The sequence below is a fragment of the Burkholderia sp. BDU5 genome (assembly GCF_001522845.1).
Classification (GTDB): domain Bacteria; phylum Pseudomonadota; class Gammaproteobacteria; order Burkholderiales; family Burkholderiaceae; genus Burkholderia; species Burkholderia mayonis.
In genome coordinates this window covers 42,929-65,573 of record NZ_LOWC01000045.1, presented here as the reverse complement: position 1 = coordinate 65,573, position 22,645 = coordinate 42,929, and the positions used below count along the sequence as shown (strand labels likewise).

At 61.6% G+C, this 22,645-nt stretch carries 18 protein-coding genes; 5 read left to right on the top strand and 13 right to left on the bottom strand.

Annotation, left to right across the window (positions count from 1 at the left end):
* Positions 1-129: 129 nt before the first annotated feature.
* The 8 genes from WS69_RS08625 to WS69_RS08590 form a co-directional block, all read right to left on the bottom strand.
* The gene (locus WS69_RS08625) at positions 130-558 is read right to left on the bottom strand and encodes a GtrA family protein (RefSeq protein WP_059470367.1); all 429 of its coding nucleotides are present in this window, start codon (positions 556-558) and stop codon (positions 130-132) included.
* Positions 555-1,838 (bottom strand): NAD(P)/FAD-dependent oxidoreductase, encoded by a 1,284-nt coding sequence (locus tag WS69_RS08620; RefSeq protein ID WP_059470366.1) that lies wholly within the window; start codon positions 1,836-1,838, stop codon positions 555-557. Before WS69_RS08620 ends, WS69_RS08625 begins: the two co-directional genes overlap by 4 nt.
* A gap of 4 nt (positions 1,839-1,842) precedes the next feature.
* The gene (locus WS69_RS08615; protein WP_059470365.1) at positions 1,843-2,781 is read right to left on the bottom strand and encodes an NAD-dependent epimerase/dehydratase family protein; all 939 of its coding nucleotides are present in this window, start codon (positions 2,779-2,781) and stop codon (positions 1,843-1,845) included.
* Positions 2,782-2,856: 75 nt separating this feature from the next.
* A complete protein-coding gene (locus WS69_RS08610; RefSeq protein WP_059470364.1) occupies positions 2,857-4,548 on the bottom strand; it encodes a hypothetical protein in 1,692 nt (563 codons plus the stop codon).
* Between the two features lie 8 nt (positions 4,549-4,556).
* Entirely contained in the window at positions 4,557-5,297 is a 741-nt protein-coding gene (locus tag WS69_RS08605; protein WP_059470363.1) for an SDR family oxidoreductase, read from the bottom strand.
* Positions 5,294-6,610 (bottom strand): FAD-binding oxidoreductase, encoded by a 1,317-nt coding sequence (locus WS69_RS08600; protein ID WP_059470362.1) that lies wholly within the window; start codon positions 6,608-6,610, stop codon positions 5,294-5,296. Before WS69_RS08600 ends, WS69_RS08605 begins: the two co-directional genes overlap by 4 nt.
* A gap of 3 nt (positions 6,611-6,613) precedes the next feature.
* Positions 6,614-8,038 (bottom strand): UbiA family prenyltransferase, encoded by a 1,425-nt coding sequence (locus WS69_RS08595; RefSeq protein ID WP_059470361.1) that lies wholly within the window; start codon positions 8,036-8,038, stop codon positions 6,614-6,616.
* Between the two features lie 389 nt (positions 8,039-8,427).
* Positions 8,428-9,981: a hypothetical protein gene (locus WS69_RS08590; RefSeq protein WP_059470360.1), complete on the bottom strand. Its 1,554-nt coding sequence runs from the start codon at positions 9,979-9,981 to the stop codon at positions 8,428-8,430.
* Positions 9,982-10,564: 583 nt separating this feature from the next.
* Between WS69_RS08590 and WS69_RS08585 the strand changes: the two genes are divergently transcribed.
* From WS69_RS08585 to WS69_RS08565, 5 genes are all read left to right on the top strand, one after another.
* Positions 10,565-11,359, top strand: coding sequence for a glycosyltransferase family 2 protein (locus WS69_RS08585; RefSeq protein WP_331457971.1), 795 nt, complete (start codon positions 10,565-10,567; stop codon positions 11,357-11,359).
* Entirely contained in the window at positions 11,356-12,315 is a 960-nt protein-coding gene (locus tag WS69_RS08580) for a UDP-glucose 4-epimerase family protein (RefSeq protein WP_059470359.1), read from the top strand. The genes WS69_RS08585 and WS69_RS08580 overlap by 4 nt, the downstream gene beginning before the upstream one ends.
* Before the next feature lie 5 nt (positions 12,316-12,320).
* Entirely contained in the window at positions 12,321-13,337 is a 1,017-nt protein-coding gene (locus tag WS69_RS08575) for an MraY family glycosyltransferase (RefSeq protein ID WP_197419230.1), read from the top strand.
* 12 nt (positions 13,338-13,349) lie between these two features.
* The gene (locus tag WS69_RS08570) at positions 13,350-15,230 is read left to right on the top strand and encodes a polysaccharide biosynthesis protein (protein WP_059470357.1); all 1,881 of its coding nucleotides are present in this window, start codon (positions 13,350-13,352) and stop codon (positions 15,228-15,230) included.
* A 92-nt stretch (positions 15,231-15,322) separates the two neighbouring features.
* Entirely contained in the window at positions 15,323-16,795 is a 1,473-nt protein-coding gene (locus WS69_RS08565; RefSeq protein ID WP_059470356.1) for a hypothetical protein, read from the top strand.
* Positions 16,796-16,969: 174 nt separating this feature from the next.
* Here WS69_RS08565 and WS69_RS08560 read toward each other — a convergent pair whose 3' ends face one another.
* The 5 genes from WS69_RS08560 to WS69_RS08540 are packed head-to-tail and all read right to left on the bottom strand — an operon-like array spanning position 16,970 to position 22,503.
* Positions 16,970-18,079, bottom strand: a complete 1,110-nt coding sequence (locus WS69_RS08560) for an MraY family glycosyltransferase (protein ID WP_059470355.1) — start codon at positions 18,077-18,079, stop codon at positions 16,970-16,972.
* 27 nt (positions 18,080-18,106) lie between these two features.
* Positions 18,107-19,129, bottom strand: coding sequence for a UDP-glucose 4-epimerase GalE (gene galE, locus WS69_RS08555; protein ID WP_059470354.1), 1,023 nt, complete (start codon positions 19,127-19,129; stop codon positions 18,107-18,109).
* Positions 19,130-19,143: 14 nt separating this feature from the next.
* Entirely contained in the window at positions 19,144-20,280 is a 1,137-nt protein-coding gene (locus tag WS69_RS08550; protein ID WP_059470353.1) for a glycosyltransferase family 4 protein, read from the bottom strand.
* A 55-nt stretch (positions 20,281-20,335) separates the two neighbouring features.
* Positions 20,336-21,172 carry a glycosyltransferase gene (locus WS69_RS08545; RefSeq protein WP_059470352.1) on the bottom strand — a complete coding sequence of 279 codons (837 nt, stop codon included), beginning with the start codon at positions 21,170-21,172 and terminating at the stop codon, positions 20,336-20,338.
* Positions 21,169-22,503: an oligosaccharide flippase family protein gene (locus tag WS69_RS08540; RefSeq protein WP_197419229.1), complete on the bottom strand. Its 1,335-nt coding sequence runs from the start codon at positions 22,501-22,503 to the stop codon at positions 21,169-21,171. The genes WS69_RS08545 and WS69_RS08540 overlap by 4 nt, the downstream gene beginning before the upstream one ends.
* Positions 22,504-22,645: the final 142 nt, after the last annotated feature.

Here is a 22,645-nt window from a genome sequence, read left to right as displayed (position 1 = left end):
ATTCAACCGTATCGATCGCTGGTCATCCAGCAGTTCGAACCACTGCAAATCGTTATCCGACGTGGCAGCTCATGCTGGTGTGATATATCGTCGCCAGATTGCCGGCGACGGGCAGCGTGGCCAGAGCCGTCAGTCTTCCCTGAACGACCACTTCTTGTGGCCGATATAACTGGAAAACACCGGCACGGCCACGCCCACCAAGTGGGCGATCTCCTTCGCGTGCCAGGCGACGCCGAGGCGGGGAAGCGCGTAGTAAGAGAGCCCCATGCTGACGAGCCATGTCTGTGCAACGGCGAGTACGTTGACAAGCGTGAAAAAGAATACGGACTTGCCAGTCGATTGCGTGCTTCGCTTGAATACGAAAAGCCTCGCAAGCACAAATGCGGTGACCATCCCGGTAAGATAGGCGAGCACGATCGCCATAGAGAATGGCACCCACAGGTTGTAGACGATCCGGCTGCTCCAGTTGACCGCGGCGGCCAAGCCACCGGTCAGCAGGAACATCAGGAAGCGCTTCGACTCCTCGGTGCGCGTCGTCGTGGCTTGCGCGGCGCTCATGCCATCCTCGCCATTTTCCGCGCGAGGCCGATACTCTCCGAAATGCCGCGATCTTCGGGGTAATAGTAGGACGTGTCGGCCACGACGAGCCCCTTCACCGGCAACTGGATGGGGGGGAGCTTGTCGAGGTAACCGGGATCGCACACCGGCTGAGCATAGCGATAGCGGCTCGCGCGGACATCGAGGAAGTCGTCCGGCCGGATGGCCGGGTTGACCTTCATCAGATATCGTTTGACCTTGTCGATGAAGACTTCGTCAGCCTCTTGATACTTCGGATGCTCGCCCGGCACGTAGAACGGCACATAGACGATGTGCTGGTCCAGCGGACGGAGATTCGTGTATTCGACAATACCGGGAATGTCCATGTCCGGATCGTTCGTGTTGAGCCAGAAATTGTTTGTGACCGCGCGCTTGAGCTTGGCGATAACACACACGACTGCAACGTACTTCGGTCGCTTGTAGGCTTCCAGGAACTCGCCGGGCAGGTCGGGCATCATCTGCGCCACATACGGCAGCGGGACTGTGCTGATCACTCGGTCGAACGGCGTAAATTCGCCGTTGGCCTCGATGCCTTTCACTTCTCCGTTCTCGATAACGACCTTACGAACCGGAGTGCGAAACCGGAATTCGCCGCCGCCTGCGACGATCGCGTCACGCATCGCATTCAGCAGCGTATCCGAACCGCCTTCGAGGTAACCGAGCTTCTCGCGGAAAAGGTCATAGCGCGAACGGCCGATGCGTCGGATGCGACTCCAGATCCAGGCCGCCGACAGATTCTGCGAGTAATCGTAGAATTTGTAATCGAACAGGCGACGCCACAGCACTTCCCACGCTTCTTCACCTACCCAACGGCGAATCCATCCGGTTGCCTCGATACCGTCGAGCGGCTTCCAGTCGTTGCGCTTTGTGGACAGAAACGCGTGCAATCCGTAGCGAATTTTTGCGGCGAGACTGAGACCGCGGAATTTAAGCAATGCGACCGGGTTGCCCCAAGGCTGGACTTCATCCCGGAAGTAATAGCCCATCTTGGTCTCGACCCATTTCATCTTGTCCTTGATGCCGAGTTCGTCGAGTACATCGAAGAAGGCGTGGTCAGAGATCGCGTGGAAATGGTAGTAGCGCTCGATCGAGAGACCACCGAAGTCGAAACAGGCGGCCATTCCGCCGACGCGGTCGTCAGCCTCGAAAATGACAGGTTTGTAGCCGTCCTTGACGAGCTGGTATGCGGCGCCAAGTCCCATCGGACCTGCGCCCAGCACGGCGACGCGTTCGTTTTTCATAAGTTCAGAATTCAAGGGCGATCTGGCTGTAGGTCGGGTCGTTGAACGTTTCGTCCACGGCCTTGTGGAACGGCGTCGCGCGAACACCGAAGGTGTTTTCCCAGTCGATTACCTCGAATTCATCGCCAGCGGTCAAGGCCTTCAGCTGATCGGCCGTGAAGGGGGGATTGCGATCGAAGACTGCGTAGATTTTGAGCAATACATAGAATAACCCGTAGGGAATGCGCAGGATCGCGCAACGCGCGCGGGTGCTACGCTTGATTTCGCGGATGATGTCGATGTAGTCGACCTTTTCCAGGCCACTGATGTTATAGGCTGAGCCGCGCGGCCGCGATTCGATGCAACTGATAATGACGTTGCAGAAATCGCCGACATAAAGCGGTTGGCGCATGAAGCGACCGCTACCCGGAATCGGAAATACTGGTACCTGCTGCATGAAGCGTGACAACCAGCCCAGGTGTTTGCGGTCGAACCAGCCGAACATCAATGTCGGGCGCAGCACCACGCAGTCAATGCCCGACGCAACGACGATCTGTTCCTGCTCGCGTTTCGTGTCGGTATAGAAGTCTTTGGCAACCGAATTGACGACAGACGAACTGATGTGCACCGTGAAAGGGATGCGGTGCTTTTTGATCACGTCCAGCACGTTTCGCGTGGAATCGATGTTGTTTCGGATGAACGGCTCGATCGTCGGCGCACCGATTTGTGCCTGCAACATCACGACGACTTCGGCGTTCTCGAAATGGCTTGCCCACGGGCCGGGGTCGGCCAGGTCGGCATAGACGGCCTCGATGTCGGGGTGGACCCGCTTCAAGACTTCGAGGTTCGCGCGATGCTTGTCGAGTACGACGAGATTATTGAAGCCGCGGGTCTTCAGCCGCGCGACTAGGTTCTGTCCAACGAGCCCGGCGCCGCCGGGAATGACAATGCGAGTGTCGGTCATAGGTTGGGAAACGGAACGTTTCGAGTGCCGCTAAAAAGTGGAATGATACGCTGCTGGCAAGGGGAGCCAGAAATTTCAGGTCGATGGCACCGGCGCGGGCACGTCGATCACGCCGCGCAGCGCGCAATAGCGATCGGGCGCAAGCACGCCGAATGCCCTCACGCGTCGATCGGGGGGCGCCTTGAAAAAGCCGAGCCAGCCGCCGTATGGGTCCTGCGTTTGCAGGGCGGCAGCGACGTCCTCACGTCGTTCGCCAGTGAGTGCTTGTCCGAGCACACGGCCGGCGGCGTCTGTCAGCAGGACGGATAGGGTGTAACGGCGCAACCCGGGATCGAAAGCCCATCCGTGTGCGGCGAGCACGCCGGGTGTTTGGGTGGGCTTTACGACGTCGATTTGGCCTTCGCACCAGATGTCGGATTGAACGTGCTCGGGCGGTTGAGAATAGTCCGCGTTGTCAGTGGCGAAAATGGACAGTCTGGACCTTTCGGCGGCTTGCGCGGTCGAGCGCAATACGAACGGATCGGGGTACAGGGCCGATGTGTAATCGGCATCGTAGACGTGCGAACGCAGCGCGAGTCCACCGATCAACTTGCGATAAACCTCGTCATGCGCCGATTCGCGCACTGCTCTTTGGCCGCCAGCGACAACTGTGACATACAGCATGAACACGACTGCGACGGTGGTGCGTGGGATGCGCTGCGACAGGTTCAGCCAGAGGAAAAAAGCGACGGATGTGAACGCAATCAATCCGCTCGTCGTGTAGCGCGACGAAAGCGCGGCATCAAGGCCAAATATATAGCGCCCGGCAGCCGTGATGACTGCATTGCCGATCAGAAACACGGCCATCGCCAATAGCGTGACGGCGCGAGGACGCTTCGGTGCGGTCAGCGCAATCCATATGCCAAGCAGCGCACCTCCGAGCAACAAACATCCGCACAGCAGGACGAGTGTCCGACGGCCCGGCAACGCGTAATGAATCGGTGCCCCGAGATAGAGGAGAACGAACTTTAGCACGCCGCCCGGGTGCTGAATCATCGAGGCGGTGAGCGAGGCGCCGCCGGGCGACGTCCAGTGATGGAAATAGAGCGTCCATGCGACGATGGTCGCGACAATCAAGGTGACGAGCGTTGTCCGGGGTAGCCTGAGATAGAGACAGAATGCAATTAAGGTCGGAAAGACAAGCAGTCCGCTCGCCATCGATATTGTCGCGAGTGCAGCGCATGCGAGTGCGGTTGCACTCCATAGGGGGGCGTGCCCCGTAAGCTTTTCCGCGCTGCGTTCGAGAGAACGGAATGCACAAAATGCAAACAGATAGATCGCGAACCACTGATTCTGGAACCCCCAATTGAAGTTCTCGTGCTGCACGAACGAGAAGACGAGAATCAATAGCGTACCTGCGACGATTGCGCGAGGCGCCCGGCGCTCTGGAAGATCGCGCGAGATGACGCGATAGAGCGCAATGCCGACCAATAGTGCGAAAAGCAGGTTGACGATCAACAGCAGGACATTGCGGCCGCCGAAGTAGCGGATGTCGACGAAGTAGAACAGTTTGGGGAATGCGAGACGATGTTCGTTGTGCTGCTGAAAGAACGCCGTCGCCGGATCGTTCAGCGCATTGATGTAGAACTGAAGTCCACCATCCCACTGATCCCAGAACGGAACGGGCGAAAAATGCCGAACCACGCCGACGATTGTCGTGGCAACCGTAAGCATGCCTAGACATAGCATGAAGACCGCACAAGTGGTCTCCAGTTGCTGTTGTTTCATGGCGCGACTTACAGGGAAAGGCGTTTGAAGATTTGCTGCGGAATCGAGCGGATGATGAGCATGATCCCCGTCCAGAACCACGGGGTATAGAGCACATTCGTTTGCCGATCGATCGCGCGCACGATGTCGGTGGCGACCTTCTCCGGCATCGCAACGAGCGGGCCAGGAAGCGGCATGCCTTCGGTCATCGGCGTTGCGACGAATCCGGGTTTGATCGTTACCACGTGAACGCCAACCTTGAACAGGCGAGCCCGCAATCCCTCGCAGAATGCCGAGAGCGCTGCCTTTGCACTGCCATACAAGTAATTGGATCCACGTCCGCGATCGCCTGCCACTGAAGAAATCACGGCAAGGGTGCCGCTTCCTTGTGCCGTAAGCACGTTGGCGAGGGGGGTTAGGAGTGCAATCACCGAAACGGCGTTTGTGTTGAATTCACGTACGGCGATTGCCGGATCGGCTTCGCAAGTGTTTTGGTCCGGCAACGTGCCAGGCGCGACGAGTACGATGTCGAGTTTGCCGAGCGCTTGAGCGCAATGGGTGAGCATGTCCGCGTGAGAGCCCAGATCGTCGATGTCGAGACGATGGCACTCGGTCAGACCTGCGCCGCGTGCACGCAGATCATTGGCAACCTGTTCAAGGCGCTCGCCATTGCGCGCGACGAGGAAAAGACGTGCACCCTCGGACGCCCACTTGCGTGCACATGCGATTGCGATCGCGGATGTCGCACCTACGATGAGTATGTTTTTCATGATCGAGTCGTTCGTTCCCAGAAACGCGACAGCATGGCGGGATCGCGCAGTGCTTCGAGTTGTTGCCATTGCGGATAAGCCGCGCGAAAGTCAGTTCCCGACATATGTGCATCTTTTGCCGGATAGAGTCGCCCGCCGGCCTCCCGGACAATTGCATCGAGCCGCGTGAAAAGTCGCGTAATGGATGCGTCTCGTTGCGGGAAGTCAAGCGCCAGAGATGTCCCCTCCATCGGGAAGGACAGGAGCCCGGGCGAAATATTCTTGCCGCAGCGCTTGAGCACGGCAAGAAACGAGCCGGTTCCGCTGGATGAGATCGCTTCGAGAATCACGCGCGTTGCGTCGCGAGCCGTGTGTGGCGGCACGACACATTGGTACTGTTGGAAGCCCGCTCGTCCGTAGATTCGATTCCATTCAAGCAGACTGTCGAGCGGGTAGAAATACGCGTCGTAGTCGACTTTCGTATGGACTTCGGGGTGACGCTGTCGCTGGTAATACAGTTCGTTGAGCGCGCGTAGTGTGACCCCGTTGAACAGTGGTACGGGCGACGTAAACGGCACCGAGTACTTCTTGCGGCGGTTGACCTCCAGCGCCCCTTCGGTGGCGTGGTCTCCAACCATGAAAATGCCGCGCCCAAGCGATGCGCCGCGACTCAGGCAGTCGACCCATGCAACGCTGTACTCGTGCTCGGGATCGAGCCGCTCGGATAGTTCGAAAAATCCGTCGAGATTCGGGAATCGGATGCTCGCCACGTCAATCAGGCTGGAGTGGATTGGCATCAGCTGAATTTCGGCCCACATGATGAGCCCGGTCAGGCCGAGTCCACCGATGGTGGCCGAGAACAATTCGGCTTGTGTATCCGGTGCGCAATCGATAAGCGATCCGTCGCTGCGCGCCAACGCGAAGCGGCGCAGGTGATTGCCAAACGTGCCGCGGACGTGGTGGTTTTTGCCATGAACGTCGTTTGCGATTGCGCCACCGAGCGTCACGTATTTTGTGCCGGGGGTGACGGGCAGCATCCATCCGCGCGGTATTGCGACGTCGAGTACTTCGTCGAGCGTCACGCCCGACTCCGCGCGAAGCACGCCGGTTTGCCAGTCAGCGGCAATCAGCCTGTCGAGCGACCTCGTGTGCATAACATGGCCGGAAGCTGCAAGACAGCTATCACCGTAGCTTCGGCCGTTTCCGAACGCGAGCGACGATCCTTGATCGTGAGCGACCGCTTGCCAGGCCGAATGGGCCGTGTCGCGCCAGGTGACGGCATGTGGTGTTTGCGGTGCATTTGGGTAGCGTCCCCATGACAGCATCGTACCCATCGATCAGGTAGCCGCCCAGAAGATGATGGCGCACAACGCGGCGATCAACAGGCTGATACGGTCGCGTGCAGCAAAAACGATCGGGTCATCGTGCATCTTGCCCCGATGCGTGATGATCCACGTTCGACTGATCCAGTACAGCATGAGTGGGCAGGCGAGCCAGATCACCTGCGGATGACGATACAGGCTCGTCGTCCTGGCGTCCTGGATGTAAAGCGCGAGCACCAGGACTGCCAGGTAGCCCGAGGACGTGCCGAGCGACGAGAGCATTGGCAGATCGCTGGCGATGTAGCCTCTGCCGCGTGTCTTGACAAGGCCGCGCGCCTGTATCGCGTGCAGTTCAGCGTATCGCTTGACGAGCGCAAGACTCAGGAAAATGAACATCGAAAAGGCGAGCAGCCAGAACGTCAGATGCGCGCCTACGGCGGCGGTGCCGGCGATGATGCGAATCGTGTAAAGTGCCGCGAGCACGACGACGTCCACCATGACGCGTCGTTTCAGATACGTGGAATACGCGAGCGTCAGTGCATAGTACGCGAGCAGCACGGCCGAGAAGCGCCATGGCAATAGCGCCCAGGACATGACGAACGCCACTGAAAGCAGGAGCGGAAAGAGGCCAATGCCCCATGTAAGCGATAACGCGCCGGATGCAAGCGGACGCTTGCATTTGACGGGGTGGTGGCGGTCGTCGTCGAGATCGAGCAGGTCATTGAGCAGGTAAACGCTTGATGCGCAAAGGCCGAACGCGACGAACGCCAGCAGTGCCGCCAGCACCTGTTGCGGCGAATCCAGCATGTGCCCGGCAAGCAACGGCAGAAAGATCAGGAGATTCTTCAGCCATTGATGGAGCCGCAGCGATTTGCTCCAGGTCCTGAGCATGACGGGGCGGGAATCGATGACGCGTTCGACGTTGCCGATCTTGCGTGCCGCGCGCTCGACGCCGCTTTGCGGATTGACCACATAAGCACGTTCGGCGGCGTTCCAGACGGGAAGGTCGTCGTGCGAGTTGCCAGCATAGTCGAATCCCTTTACGCCGTATTCGGCCACGAGACAATCACGCTTATTGGCGGCGGAGAGATTGGTGTTTGCGTCCGTCGCGAATGTTTTGTCAAACAGACCGAGGTGAGTTGAAATCGCCTGCGCATAGCGTTCGTGACTTGCCGTGGCGAGTACGAGCGAACGGCCGGCGGCTCGTTCGCGTATAAGCCATTCGATGACGGCGGGGTCATAAGGCAGAACCGATACGTCTAGGTTCGTCGCGTCGGCGAGATGGGCCTTCAATGCAGGTTTCCCGCCGCGCATCAGCCACAGGGCCGGCTTGTAGAACCGGTGTGGAGCCGACTTCAGATAGGCGAACCCTGATTCGAGCAGGATGTCTGAACGGATCAGGGTGCCGTCTAGATCAACGACGAGTGGTCTGCTGCGCATTCATTCAGCCCCCGAGAGGGGTCTACGTGATTTCGAATAGGAGGGCGTTTCGCGAGTGGTCGAACCCCGGCAGTACGTTCGCATGCGTGACTCAGGCCTCACGAGCTGTGTGGAAAGCCGCGCTACTTTACTATCCCATTGCCTATTTCACAACCTCGCCGGGGTAGTCAAGCACTCGCGGCATTTCGAATGCCGAGTGTCGAGTGCGGACGGTTGGCTTGCGATGCCCGGAGTTCTGGAAAGGAGTGTGGAAGATGAGGCTGACCGAGAGGGGCTGGCTATAGAACGGGCGGGGCGGCCTGTCGTGGCGCAATCAGTTGTTGGTTGCCGCCTCCGGCCAGCAATGAATCCGCGAGCCGGAGGCGCCAAAAATATAGGACGCCGATATATTATTTCAGAAAAATGTCGCATAGCTCCAACTGCTTGATTGATCTCGGCTTCATGGCGGCAGCTATGCGCGATTCAAATTCGGGCGACCGGTCTTCTCGGCATACCATAACGGCAGAAGGTTGCATGCCGACATACTTGGCCGGGTTTTGATACACATCGTCGTATTGGGGAAAGAATTTGGGAACGACAAAGGCTTTCCGTTCACTGTAAAACGGGAATTCGCTATTCCAGTCGTCGCCAAACACGATGATTGGTTTCGAGCGATTGGTATTGTCACGCACAAAATGAGCGGAGGCCAAGACAGGATCATTGAGGCCATGCACTTCCTGGAGCCACTTGAAATTTTGACTCGTGCGAAATGTCTGGATATTCAATGCGACGACCGCTATCAGCGCAATAACGCCAGCAGCAGACAGCAGTTTGTTCGAGTGCTGCATTGCTCCTGCAAGTGCCACCGCGACGGCGAACAGCAGGAATGCTTCGTTCGATATCTGATAGTACTCGTGTACGTACTGCAGATTCGTGAAGATCATGAAGTACATCAGGAACAAGACTGCGCTCAGCACAATCAAGCCGCGATGCTTCCGATCGAGTGTGACGACGCCGGCAACCATTATCCCGATACCGAGCCAGCCACCGATATTCGTGACGACATTTCGATGCCAGATAACCCAAAGCCAGAGCTTCCAGTCAAGCCTGTCACCGCCGAAATTCCATTTCATGAGCGCCGACGACGTCAGGTGATGACCGAGTAGGTTTAACTCCTTGACAATGTCGGAATATTTGGCCCACGCGGTGCCGATGATAAAGGGGATCAGTATCGCGATGATGCCGAGCCAGAGTGCTCTGGACTTCAAGCCTTGAGCGCGTATTTCGGGGGCCGCGGCGCACAGCATCCAGAGGCCGAACACTGGCACAAGCGGCAACACCGTTGTCGATTTTTGCAGAATGGCGAGTGTGAGGAAGGTGCCGGTCAAGATACCTGTTCGAACGGAACGAACGCCCTGAATCATACTGATCGAGTACGAGACAAAGTAGAGCGAGAAGAAGAGCGCCGTGCTCTCCATCAAGAATGCATTACTGAAGAAGATGTGTAGTGGGGCCGAGAAGAATAGGGCCGTTGCGGCAATAAAATAAACTGGCCACTGGCCCGAGAAGAGGGTTCGGGACAGTCGCGCGATCGGAAAAACGCAGGCCGCGAGAAATGCGTAACTGACGAGACGGCCAACGCGTTCCAGATCGAACCCGAAAGAGCACGAAACCCAGGATACGACCCATTGATAAATCGGGAATTCGAACGGAATCGCCCACGGGGCTCCCCCGACCGGTGTTTCGTACGCCAGCTTGAATCCGTCGCGGCACGCCCAGTACGCTGTCAAGGCCGTTTGCGTCTGACGGAAGGAAAAGTTGCGGATGAGCATGTGCTGCCCGCTATAGCGGACAGCTATGTATCCGCAGTAGAGGAAGGCGAGCAGCGCAACGATGCTGGCTACACTGACGATGATAGTCCCTGTGATCTGTCTTGATTCCGACGTGGTTGCGACCGCGCTCATGCCGACCTCGTAAAATTTGAGATACGGATTATAGACGAGTGCCTAGTCACGTTTGGCAGGTCCGAGCACCAATGTCGTGACGTGTTTTGCCGAACGCCTCGGGGCCTGGAGATTAGACGATGGCAAGTCCATATGTGGTGCACCGGCCATCTTTCGTGCTCAGTGCAATGCCGCGGGTGGCGGTCGCGCGAGCGATCGGCGACACCGGGCCGGAAGCAACTGCGATCAGCGTCGCTATCAATGTCAGGCGCGTATGACGGTTGGCTTCGCAGATGTGCGGAGTAGCCAGCGAGACCGAGTGTGTGTGGGGGGGGCTCGTGTGGTTGCGCCGACCATTCCACCCTATCCCGCGGACAAGGGGAAAGGGTGTTTCGAACGAAAGCGTTCGGCTTCGCTGCGGCAGCATATTTGCTACAAATGGCAATACCAGTTGCGCATGTGCGCCGGTATGCGCACACTTGTCGCTGGTTCCCGCCCCTATTGTAATTTCTATCCACACGTGGCGCCTCATTCCATCGAACTCCGCTCCAGCAGTTCTAATTGTTCCCCCCCGTCCAGCGATGACGGGCTCTCGGTTTCCGTTGTGACATACTTTCCGAACGAAGCGCTGCTTGCGCGGACATTCGTGAGTCTTGGCGTTGCCAGCAATCGTCTTCGCGAGGTGCGCCCGGAGTTGGCCGTTAGCTTGTCGGTCGTTGATAACGGCGGTTGGTCGTCCAGCTTGTCGGCGGATCTGGCCGCACTTGGCAACGGCGGAATCGAGTGCAATCTCATTTCCGGACACGGTAACGTCGGTTATGCGCGCGGCCACAATCTGGCCATCGAACGGGGTCGGAGCCGTTACCACCTCGTTCTGAATCCAGATATTGACCTCGAGCCTGGGGCGCTTGCTCGGGCGCTGGATTTCCTCGATGGTCACCCTGATGTCGGCTTGTTGTCCCCCCGTATCGGCGACGACGAAGGGAAGCTGCAATACCTCTGCCGCCGTTATCCCGCGTTGCTTGACTTGTTCGTGCGAGGGTTCCTGCCCAACGCTCTTCGAAAGCTTTTCGCCCGCCGGCTCGCCCATTACGAAATGCGCGACCGCATTAATGAGACGGACATTGTCTGGGATCCTCCGATTGTCAGCGGATGCTTCATGCTGTTCCGAACCGAGCCGCTCAAACGCTTGAAGGGCTTCGACCCTCGCTATTTCCTTTATTTCGAGGACTACGACCTGAGCCTGCGTACGCGCGAATTGACACGCGTTGCGTACGTTCCTACAGTGCGTGTTCTCCATCACGGAGGTGGCGCTGCCCGCAAAGGCTTCGTACACATCCGTATGTTCGTTGCATCGGCCTTCAAGTTCTACAACCGGTTCGGCTGGAAATGGTTATGAGTCGAGTCGTCGTGACTGGGGCGAATGGCTTCGTCGGCCGAGCTGTGAGCCGGGCATTGACGGCAGGCGGTCATGTCGTGACGGGGCTCGTCAGGCGCGCGGGCGGCTGTGCCGAGGGTGTTCGGGAATGGTTTTATGATGGCCAGGACTTTGCCGGGCTGGACGGCGAGGTTTGGCCCGAGACCGACTGCGTCGTCCACCTGGCCGCACGCGCACACATGCTGAACGACACCGCAGCTGACCTCGACGCCGTCTATCGGGCAACCAACGTCGAGGGCACGTTGCGGGTGGCGGAAGCTGCTCGACGTAACGGTGTGCGGCGCTTCGTGTTCGTCAGCAGCATCAAGGCTCTTGCGGAAACCGATGGTAGCAGCCCGCTTGGCGAAGACGATCCCGCCCGGCCCGAAGACGCATACGGCCGCTCGAAACGCGAAGCGGAGCAGGTCCTGCGGCAGTTCGCTGAGTCATCCGGCCTCGACGTCGTCATCGTCCGCCCCCCGCTTGTTTACGGCCCAGACGTTCGCGCAAACTTCCTGCGAATGATGGATGCCGTCTGGCGTGGGGTGCCATTGCCGCTCGGCGCTATTTCTGCCCGCCGCAGTCTCGTCTACACCGACAACCTCGCGGATGCGCTACTGCACTGCGCGACCGATCCGCGCGCCGCACGCGGCTGCTTCCACGTCGCAGACGACGACGCACCGTCCGTGACGGAATTGCTCCGTATGATCGGCACTGCGCTCGGCAAACCGGCACGCCTGTTTCCGGTTCCCCCAGGCGTGCTGCGCGCGATCGGCAATCTGTCCGGCCGCAGCGCGGCAATCGACCGTCTGACCGGCAGCCTGCAGCTCGATACTGGGCACATCAAGCGCGTTCTCGACTGGCGTCCTCCCTATACGACGCAACAAGGCCTTGTTGCGACGGCCGCGTGGTATCGTTCGCGCGATACCCAAAAATAGGCAATATGCATTTCACGATAACCACGTGGCTCGCCGCCGCCGCGATGGCCCTGGCCGCCGCCGTCGGCTCGACGGCGATCCTGCGGACGCTGCTTGCCACCGGATTGGCCTGGCGTCTCGCAACCGATATTCCGAACGATCGTTCGCTGCACACGCGTCCGACGCCGCGAGTTGGCGGCTGGGGCATCGTGCCGGTCTGCGTCGTCGCGATATTGTGGCTCGCACCTCGGATGTGGCTGACTGCCATCGCTGCCGCGGCGCTGGCGGCCTTGTCGCAACTCGACGACCGGCGTGGGCTGCCCGCTCGTGTCCGGTTCGCTGCGCACCTTGCGGCAGTCGTTGCGCTGATCGTGGCCTATCCGGCTGCGGCTCCGTGGTGGCTCCTCGCCGGTATGGGTTTCGTGATGGTCTGGTTGACCAATCTCTACAATTTCATGGACGGTGCGGACGGGCTCGCTGGCGGCATGGCGCTGTTCGGATTCGGCGCTTATGCGGTCGCCGGGCTTGCGGGCGCTCATCCGTCCCCGGATCTCGTCGCCAGCGGCGCTGCGATCGCGGGTGCCGCGCTCGGCTTTCTGCTGCTGAACTTCCACCCGGCGAAACTGTTTCTCGGCGACGCAGGCTCAATTCCACTCGGATTCATGGCGGGTGCGCTCGGCTACTGGGGCTGGCGCGATGCGATCTGGCCGATCTGGTTCCCGGCGATGGTGTTCTCGCCCTTTATTGCGGACGCATCTGTAACACTCCTGAGACGTTTGTTACGCGGAGAAAAGTTCTGGCAAGCGCACCGCGAGCACTATTATCAACGGATGGTGCGTTCCGGCATGAGTCACGGGCGCACCGCCATTTATTGGTACCTCATCATGCTCGCAGGCATAATTGTTGCGATGTGGGCACTGGGCCGTCCCGCGCTGCAGCAATGGTTGACGTTTTTTGCGTGGCATGGCGTGCTGACGTGCATCGGCGTCGTGATCGACATGCGCTGGCGCCGGCTGCAGACGGCCATTGATAACAATTCGTGAGGTCTCCCGCCGATGTTGCGATCCAAAGCATCATGGCTGTCATTCAGTGCTTTTTTGTTCGACCTGCTGGCGGTAGTCGCCGCATGGTTGTTCGCCTATCTCGTCCGGTTCAACGGCAGCATTCCGCCTGATTTTCTGAACGGCGCGCTTGCCGCGCTCGCCTGGGTGCTCCCCGTCTACGCGCTGATGTTCCACGTATTCGGCCTGTATCGCGGCCTGTGGGTGTTCGCGAGCTTGCCCGACCTGATGCGAATCTCGAAGGCGCTCGCCTGCGGCGGCGTGATCGTGATGATCGGCGCGGTCATGTTCCAGCCGTCGCCGATCATTCCGCGATCCGTACTGCTGGTCTCCCCGTTAATGTTGTTCCTGATTATGGGCGGCGCACGCGCGCTGTACCGCGCGACGAAGGAGTTCTACCTGTACGGCGGTCTTGTAGGACAGGGCAAGCCGATGCTGGTGCTTGGTGCCGGTACGGCCGGCGCCAGTCTCGCGCGTGAACTGTCCCGCTCGGGCGAGTGGCGCCTCGTCGGCCTGCTCGACGACGATGTCACGAAGCAGGGCCGCGAGATCTACGGTTACAAGGTGCTGGGCTCGTTCAATGACCTCAAGCACTGGACCGAGATGCTGAAGGTCGAATACGCGATCATCGCGATTCCGTCCGCATCGGTGGAAACGCAGCGTCGCGTCGCCACGCTTTGCGTGCGCGCCGGCGTGAAAGCGATGGTGCTGCCGTCGCTGACCGCACTGATGCCGGGGCAAGGCTTCCTGTCTCAGGTGCGGAGCATCGACCTCGAAGACCTGCTCGGCCGCGACGCCGTAACCATCGACACTCCGCACGTCGAAGCCTTGCTGCGCGGCCGCGTCGTGATGGTGACGGGCGCGGGCGGCTCGATCGGTTCGGAGCTGTGCCGGCAGATCCTGCGCTTTGCGCCGGCGCAACTGGTCGCCTTCGACCTTTCCGAATACGCGATGTACCGCCTGACCGAGGAACTGCGCGAGCGCTTCCCCGACCAGCCGGTCGTGCCGATCATCGGCGATGCGAAGGATTCGCTGCTGCTCGACCAGGTGATGTCGCGCCACGTGCCACACATCGTGTTCCATGCGGCGGCCTACAAGCACGTGCCGCTGATGGAGGAGCTCAACGCGTGGCAGGCGCTGCGCAACAACGTGCTCGGCACCTACCGTGTCGCGCGGGCGGCGATCCGCCATGACGTCCGCCATTTCGTGCTGATCTCGACCGACAAGGCCGTCAACCCGACCAACGTGATGGGCGCGAGCAAGCGTCTCGCGGAGATGGCGTGCCAAGCGCTGCAGCAGACGAGCGAGCACACGCAATTCGAGACGGTGCGTTTCGGCAACGTGCTCGGCAGCGCGGGCAGCGTGATTCCGAAGTTCCAGCAGCAGATCGCGAAGGGCGGTCCGGTGACGGTCACGCACCCGGAGATCACGCGCTTCTTCATGACGATCCCGGAAGCGTCGCAGCTCGTGCTGCAGGCATCGAGCATGGGGCGCGGCGGCGAGATCTTCATTCTCGACATGGGCGAGCCGGTCAAGATCGTCGATCTCGCGCGCGACCTGATACGCCTGTACGGCTTCTCGGAAGGGCAGATCCGCATCGAATTCACCGGGCTGCGGCCGGGCGAGAAGCTCTACGAGGAACTGCTCGCCGACGACGAGACGACGACCCGCACGCCGCATCCGAAACTCCGGATCGCGCGGGCCCGCGAGGTGCCGGACAACCTGCTCGACGAGCTGCTGCCGTGGCTGATGCAGCATCGCGTGCTCAGCGACGACGAGGTGCGGCGCGACCTGCGGCGCTGGGTGCCCGAGTATCAGACAGTGGTGGCGCCGCTCCTGCAGAGTATGCCGATCAGGGCGTCGTCGAATCGGTGAACGACGGCTCGCCGCATGGCGAGCTAAAAAAGGCTGCGCGAAGGCGGCAGATATAATTCAGCGCTCGAAATCCGACCGCTACGTCAAAGCCAATGCTTGCGCGAAAAATCCTTCCGTTTGGTCTACCCCTATTGGCGTTCCTCGCGCTCGCCTTCGCATTCTTTCCCGAGAGCATTGATGACGCGTATATCACTCTGCGCTACTCGCTCAACCTTGCCCTCGGACACGGTCCGATTTTCAACATCGGCGAGCGTGTAGAGGGGTACTCCAATCCGGTCTGGATGGCATTGCTCGCGCTTACTGGCAAGATCGGACTGTCGATGCCGTTGATGATGAAGGTCTACAGCGTCATCGCTGGCGCGGTAGCCATCCTTATTGTCGGGCAATACGCCGACCGGGTATTTGGCCGGATTGCCGCGCTGTCTGCAATGGCGCTTCTGGCGTGCTCGACGTTCTTCGCCCTGTGGGCTACTGACGGCCTGGAAACGATGTTTTATACGGCTCTCGTCACTGGCCTCTACATTCTTCTTTTATCGTCGGCAAACCCGGTTACGATCGGCATCGTGGCCTCCCTCGTCGCACTGACGCGCCCGGAAGGAGCGATCTTCGGACTAGTCGCATGCAGCTACCTGGCGTGGCGACGCGGGTACAAGCAGTCCCTCGCCGTGCTCGCGCTGCTCGCGATATTCGGCGGTGCTTACGAGCTGTTCCGGATTGAGTACTTCGGCGCGCTGGTGCCCAACACGGCACTCGCGAAAGTCCACACCACGGCGCAAACCGTTCTCCGCGGGGGCCAGTATCTATGGCGCTTCAATGCCGAAAGCGGGTATCTCGTGCTTCCGGCCGTCGTCGTGTCGATCTGGATCCACCGAAAGAATGACACTGTGCTACTGGGTGCCGCATTCATGGGCGCCCAGCTCGTATTCCTCGCTGTGTCCGGGGGGGACTTCATGTACGGCTACCGCTTCGTTGTGCCGGTCCTTCCGATAATCGCACTGCTTGCGTCGGGTTGCCTGAGCGGTGACCTATTAACTGACAGCAATGTCCGAGGCTGGATGGCGGTGCTTGGCGTCGCAGTTGTCGTGGCGTTCCAGTATGCGTCGCTGCCGCCAATGCGCGTGCGCGTGGACAACTTGGTTGCGCGACGGTCTACGCACTTCGATGTCGCGCGCTATCTCGTGAGCAGAACGACAGTCGCCGACACCGTTGTCCTGTCTGAGGCAGGAATTGTCCCATTCGGGATACGCGCGCGCGTGTACGACTATCTGGGGCTGACGTCACCATACCATTCGGTGTTCACAGCGGACGGGCACGTGAGCGCCGAAAATGCGCTTTTGGATCAACCGAAATTCGTGCTGCTTACGATGAAGGAAGGCCATGCCGGAGCGCTGGTGCCGCGGACGAACGTAGACGCTGATCTCTTCGACACTTTGCCGCTCTCGTCGCGATACAAAGCGGTGCGGCAGTTCTATATCGACCCGAACCTCAGCTATCTCGACAAGATTTACTACAAGTACGCTCCCGACGCGGTCCGCATTTACTTCGTCGTCTACGAACGGATTTGATTCGCGAACGACAGCGGCGGTGGCTCGAATGTTGACCCGTTCCACGTCCAAGCTGCCCCGACTGCTATGTCCGACCCAAGCGGTTCAGTAAAGCACCCCAAAGGTCGGATCGGTGTCCAACTTTAGGGGCGCAGGTCAATGCTGCGTCTCTTTGTTGCACGCGAATCCTGTGGCTCAGTGATTATGCCGCCGCGCCTTCCGCACCACCATCCACCTCGGCGCCCGAAACCGCACGATGCTCACATACAGCCACACATAGGTGAGCGCGAACAGCACGACGAACGTGAACAGGTGCACCGTATGCCGCCAGAACAGTGTCGCCGGAATCACCGCGACTAAGCACAGCAGCCACAGATAAGGCGACGTCAGCGAATTGCGCCGCGTCAGGTCGTGCGCGGTCTTCGTGCCGACCGCCCAGCGCATCAGGCGCTTGTAGACGAGCATGTGCAGGTGCACGCCGTCCGGGATCCCCGGCGACATCCCGCGCACGAACTTCTTCCGGTAGATCGAGAAGCAGGTCTCGAAGATCGGATACATGAAGAGCAGCACCGGATACCACGCGGACACTTCGCGATGCCGCATCACGAGCGAAATCGCGAGTTCGGCGAGCATGAAGCCGATGAAGTACGCGCCGCCGTCGCCGAGGAAGATGAGGCCCGCCGGGAAGTTCCAGATGAAGAAGCCCATGATCGCGCCCATCATCACGATCGAGCCGGACATCACGACGGGATCGCCGACCTGGAACGCGACGTACGCGAGCGACGCAAACATCATGAACGCGACCATCGACGCGAGGCCGTTGAAGCCGTCGATGATGTTGACCGCGTTCGCGAGCGCGGCGACGGCGAGCACCGTGACCGCGGCCGAGATCGCCGCGTAGCCGAGCAGGAAATCGAGGGGCGGCACGCTGATGCGCGTGATCGCGATGCCCATCAGCACGAACGCGAGCGCCGCCGCCGCCATCGTGCAGGCGAGCCGCACGGCGGGCGTGACCTTCTTCGTCAGGTCTTCGATCAGGCCGGATGCGAATGCAGGCAGCCCGCATGCGGCGAGTCCGAGGATGCCGCCCGCGATGGCGGGATATCTGCGCGACAGCAGCGCCGTCGCGGCCACGAGCCCGATCAGGATGCCGACGCCGCCCACACGGGGCACCGGCCGCGCATGGAATTTCTGCACGCCGGCAAGATCGTTGTCGATCGAGAATTTCTCGTGCAGGTGCGCATAGCGGACGATGAGCAGCGTGACGAGAAGCGAGACGATGAAGCCGACGGCGAAGCTGAGCATGGGATTGCCCGGAAATTGGACAGCGGATTATACAAAACCGCGCGGGTTGTTTTCCTGCCAGCGCCAGTGGTCCGCGCACATCCGATCAAGGTCGTATTCGGCTTTCCAGCCGATGATCTCGGCTGCGGCGGCGGGGTTTGCGTAGCACTCGGCGACGTCGCCCGGGCGCCGCGCGACGAGCTCGTACGGCACCGGCCGCCCGGACGCCTTCTCGAACGCGCGCACGACTTCGAGGACGCTGTAGCCGCGGCCCGTGCCGAGGTTGACGGTGAGGCTCGCGTCGCGCTGCTCGAGCGCGTCGAGGGCCGCGATGTGGCCGCGCGCGAGGTCGACGACGTGAATGTAGTCGCGCACGCCGGTGCCGTCGGGCGTCGGGTAGTCGCTGCCGAACACGCGCAGCTTCTCGAGCTTGCCGACCGCGACCTGCGCGACATACGGCATCAGGTTGTTCGGGATGCCGGCCGGATCCTCGCCGATGAGGCCGCTCTCGTGCGCGCCGACCGGGTTGAAGTAGCGCAGCGTCGCGATGCGCCAGGCCGGATCGGCGAGCTCGACGTCGCGCAGGATCTGCTCGGCCATGAGCTTCGTCTGGCCATACGGGTTGGTCGCCGACAGCGGGAACGTCTCGTCGATCGGCGAGCGCTCGGGCACGCCATACACGGTCGCCGACGAGCTGAACACGATCCGCTTCACGTTTCGGTCGCGCATCACGCGCAGCAGCGACAGCAGGCTGTCGAGGTTGTTGCGGTAATACTCGACGGGCTTCGCGACCGATTCGCCGACCGCCTTCAGCGCCGCGAAATGGATCGCGGCCGTGATCGGATGGGCGTCGAAGATCGGCGCGAGCGCGCGCGCGTCGCAGACGTCGACTTCATGGAACGCCGGCGTCTTGCCGGTGATCTTCTCGATCCGCGCGATTGCCTCGCGCTTGCTGTTGACGAGGTTGTCGGCGATCACGACGTCGTAGCCGTGCTCGAGCAGCTCGACGGTGGTGTGCGAACCGATATAGCCTGCGCCGCCGGTGACGAGGATCGTACCCTTCGTGCTCATTGCTGATTGCTCCGTCAAAGTGTGACGCCCGTCAGGGCGGAAATGGTCTGATGATACCGTTCGACGACCTTCGCTTCGTCGAATTCCTCGGCGACCTTCTGCCTGCCGCGCTCGCCCATCGCGCGGCGCTCGGCCGCGCTCATGTCGAGCATCCGCGCGAGCCGCGCGGCGAGGCTCGCGCTGTCGCGCGCCGCGCACAGCAGGCCCGTGACGCCGTCGGCGACGACGTCGCGGCAGCCCGGCACGTCGGTCGCGACGATCGGGCGGCCCATCGCGGACGCCTCCATCAGCGTGCGCGGCACGCCTTCGCGATACGACGGCAGCACGACGCAGTCGGCGGCGGCGATGTGCGGCCGCACGTCGTGCGCTTCGCCGAGGTATTCGACGACGCCTTCGCGCACCCACGCGTCGACATCGTCGCGGCCGATCGCGCTCGGGTTGTCGACGCCGAGCGGGCCGAGCAGCTGGAAGCGCGCGCGCGGATGCTGCGCACGCACGACGCGCGCGGCCTCGACGTACTCGCGCACGCCCTTGTCCCACAGCAGGCGGCCGATCAGCACGAACGTGAACGTGTCGCGCTCGGGCAGCGGCGCGAGCGCGAACTGCTCGAGGTCGACGCCCTCGCCGTGCAGCAGGCGCGCGCGCTCCGGATGCGCGAGGAGCTGCTCGTGCGTGAACGTGTCGAGGTCGTCGCGGTTCAGGAACCAGACTTCGCGCGGGAAGCGGAACGCGAAGCGGTACAGCGTCTTCGCGACCTGCGCGGCGCGGCTCTTCTGGATGAACACGTAGCCGAGGCCCGTCGTCACCGCGATCGACGGCGCGCGCGCGAGCCACGCGGCGATCGAGCCGTAGATGTTCGGCTTGATCGTGTAATGGAACACGAGGTCGGGCTCGATCGCCCGATAGTGCCGATAGAGCGCGGCGAGCGTGCGCAGGTCTTCGCGCGGGCTCGTGCCCTTCGATGCGATGGGCAGCGCCGCGTAGCGGCAGCCCATCCGCACGAGCGGCTCGACCGTGCGGTCGCGCGGCGCGAGCACCGTCACCTGCGCGCCGCGCGCGATCAGCATGCGGATCAGGCCTTGCCGGTACGTATAGATCGCCCACGCAGTATTGCAGACGAGAACGATGCGCGGGGCGGAAGCGGAACTCATGTCGGGCTGAAAAAAATAATCGGACGCTCGGGCAAAAATGATGGGAAGCGGTGCGTCACGCCGCGCCGCGCGGCGCGAACAGCAGGCGCTTCGCGCGCTGCAGCGTCGAATAGGGCGTTACAAAATGAAGCAGATTTTTCGCGACGCCGAGCCAATCGTAAGGATTGAGCGGATTGAAGTAATGCAGCGCCAGCGCGAGCGTCGACGCGATCTGCCGGCGCCGCTTCGTCGCGCTGATGCCGCCCTCGTTCAATTCGTAATACAAACCGAGCTCCGGCAAATTCGCGCAATCGTAGCGTTCCATTAACCGTAAAAAAAGATCGAGGTCTTCCGCCGCGCGATATTTGATCCGGTAATTGCCGACCGCCTTGACCGCCGCGACGTCGAGCATCATCGACGGATGCACGAACGGCGAGCGCAAGAAGCGCGTGCGGCGCAGCGTCGCCGGATCGGCGGCGGGCGTCAGCATGAAGAGCGGGCGGCCGTCGCGCGACACGACCTGCGTCCACGTGCCGAGGCCCGCGACGTCCGGATGCGCATCGAAATACGCGCGCTGCTTCGCGAGCCGGCCGGGCGCGGCGAGGTCGCCCGCGTCGATGCGCGCCGCGTAGCGGAAGCCGCGCGCGGCGAGCGCGTCGATGCCGGCCGCGAGCGCGCGCTCGATTCCGCCGTTTCGCGGCATCCGCAGCACGTCGATCGCGAGGCCCGGCAGTTCGGGCGCGGCGATCGGCGGCGTGCTGCCGTCGTCGACGACGAGCACGCGCACGGGCGCGTCTTCGCGAAACGACTTCAGCGTGCGCAGCAGATCGTCGTGCGCGTTGTACGCGGGAATCAGCACCGCGACATCGACGAGCGAGCGGGCGGCGCCGGGCGTGGCGAAAGAGGGCGTCATGGGCGCAGCTTCAGGCGGATGTAATGGAAATTGACCGACGCAGCGGCGAGATAGCCGGCGGCGAGGCCCGCGAGCGCACCGTAGAGGCCGAGCGCGGGAATGGCGATCAGGTTGACGAGTGCGGCGAGCGCGAGCGCCACCGACCATTTCGCGAGCAGCACGAACTTCGCCTGATACTTGAGCACGACGAGATTGCCGATCGCCTCGATGCCGGCCGGCACCGACAGCCACACCGCCCAGCGGAACACGTCGACCGACGTCTCGAAGCCGGGGCCGAACACCTGGCGGATGATGAAGCCCGCGAGCAGGTCGAGCACGAGCGCGCCCGCGATCATCAGCGCGGCCGTCATGCCGATGAGGCGCCACACGTTGCGGCGCAACCGCGCGATGTCCTGCACGCGATAGACGAACGCGGGCGCGATCGTCTGCGCGAGCATCAGCGCGAGCGTGATCCAGTTTTCGTTCAACTGCTGCGCGGCCGCGTAGCGGCCGAGCTCGGCGAACGACACGTAGCGCTCGAGCATCAGCCGGTCGAGCTTCAGGAACAGGTACATGCAGACGAGGCCGAGCCAGAATACGGTGCCCATCGTCGCGAATTCGCGCACGAGCGGCCGCTCGACGTGCCAGCCGAGCGCACCGCCGTTGCGGCTGCGGTAATACCAGATCAGCGCGGCCGCGATCGCCGCGGCTTCGAGCGCCCACAGCCAGCCGAAGCGCGCGGGCGCGGCGGCCGCGCGTACGAGGAGCCACACGAGCGCCATCTTCGCGAGCGCGGCGGCGATGCTCGCGAGCAATTGCGGCTTGCTGTACGTCATGCTCTGCAGCCACGCGTTGACGACGCCGACGAACGGCTCGCGCAGCGCGAGCGTGACCGCGAGCCCCGCCAGCATCGCGCCGACGAGCGGATCGAACGCGCCCAGGGCGATCGCCGCCCAGGTGAGCGCGAGCGCCGCGACCGACACGGCGAAGCGCAGCGCGAATGCGCTGCCGAGCACGGCGCCCAGTTGCGCGCCCGCGCGCTGGACGATCGTCGGCACGAGGATCTCCGCGCCGCAGACCCACGTGAGCGGCGCGAGGACGAGGAGGAGCGTGTTCGCGTATTGCCATTTGCCGAACGCTTCAGGGCCGAAGTAGCGGGCGAGGAGGCCGCTCACGACGATCGCGACGCCGATCTGCGTGACGCGTTCGACGCCGAGCCACGCGAGGTTCGCGACGGCCTTGGCGACGTCGGGATTCGAAAGCCTGGATTTCAGCATGGCGCGCAGCAGGAAAACGTGCGCGAGATGACCGGGCCGGCCGTCCGCGGGAGCGGTTTTGCTGCAATGAAGCAATCAGGCATTAAAATGGGCGCGATCGGCGTAGCTGAAACCAGCGATTATAAGTTGGATCGGATTCGCTTCAGGCATCGGCGTGCCATGCATTGCCCCGCGTCGGTCGGTTCGGGCGACAATTTTTTACGCATTCGCGTTGAGG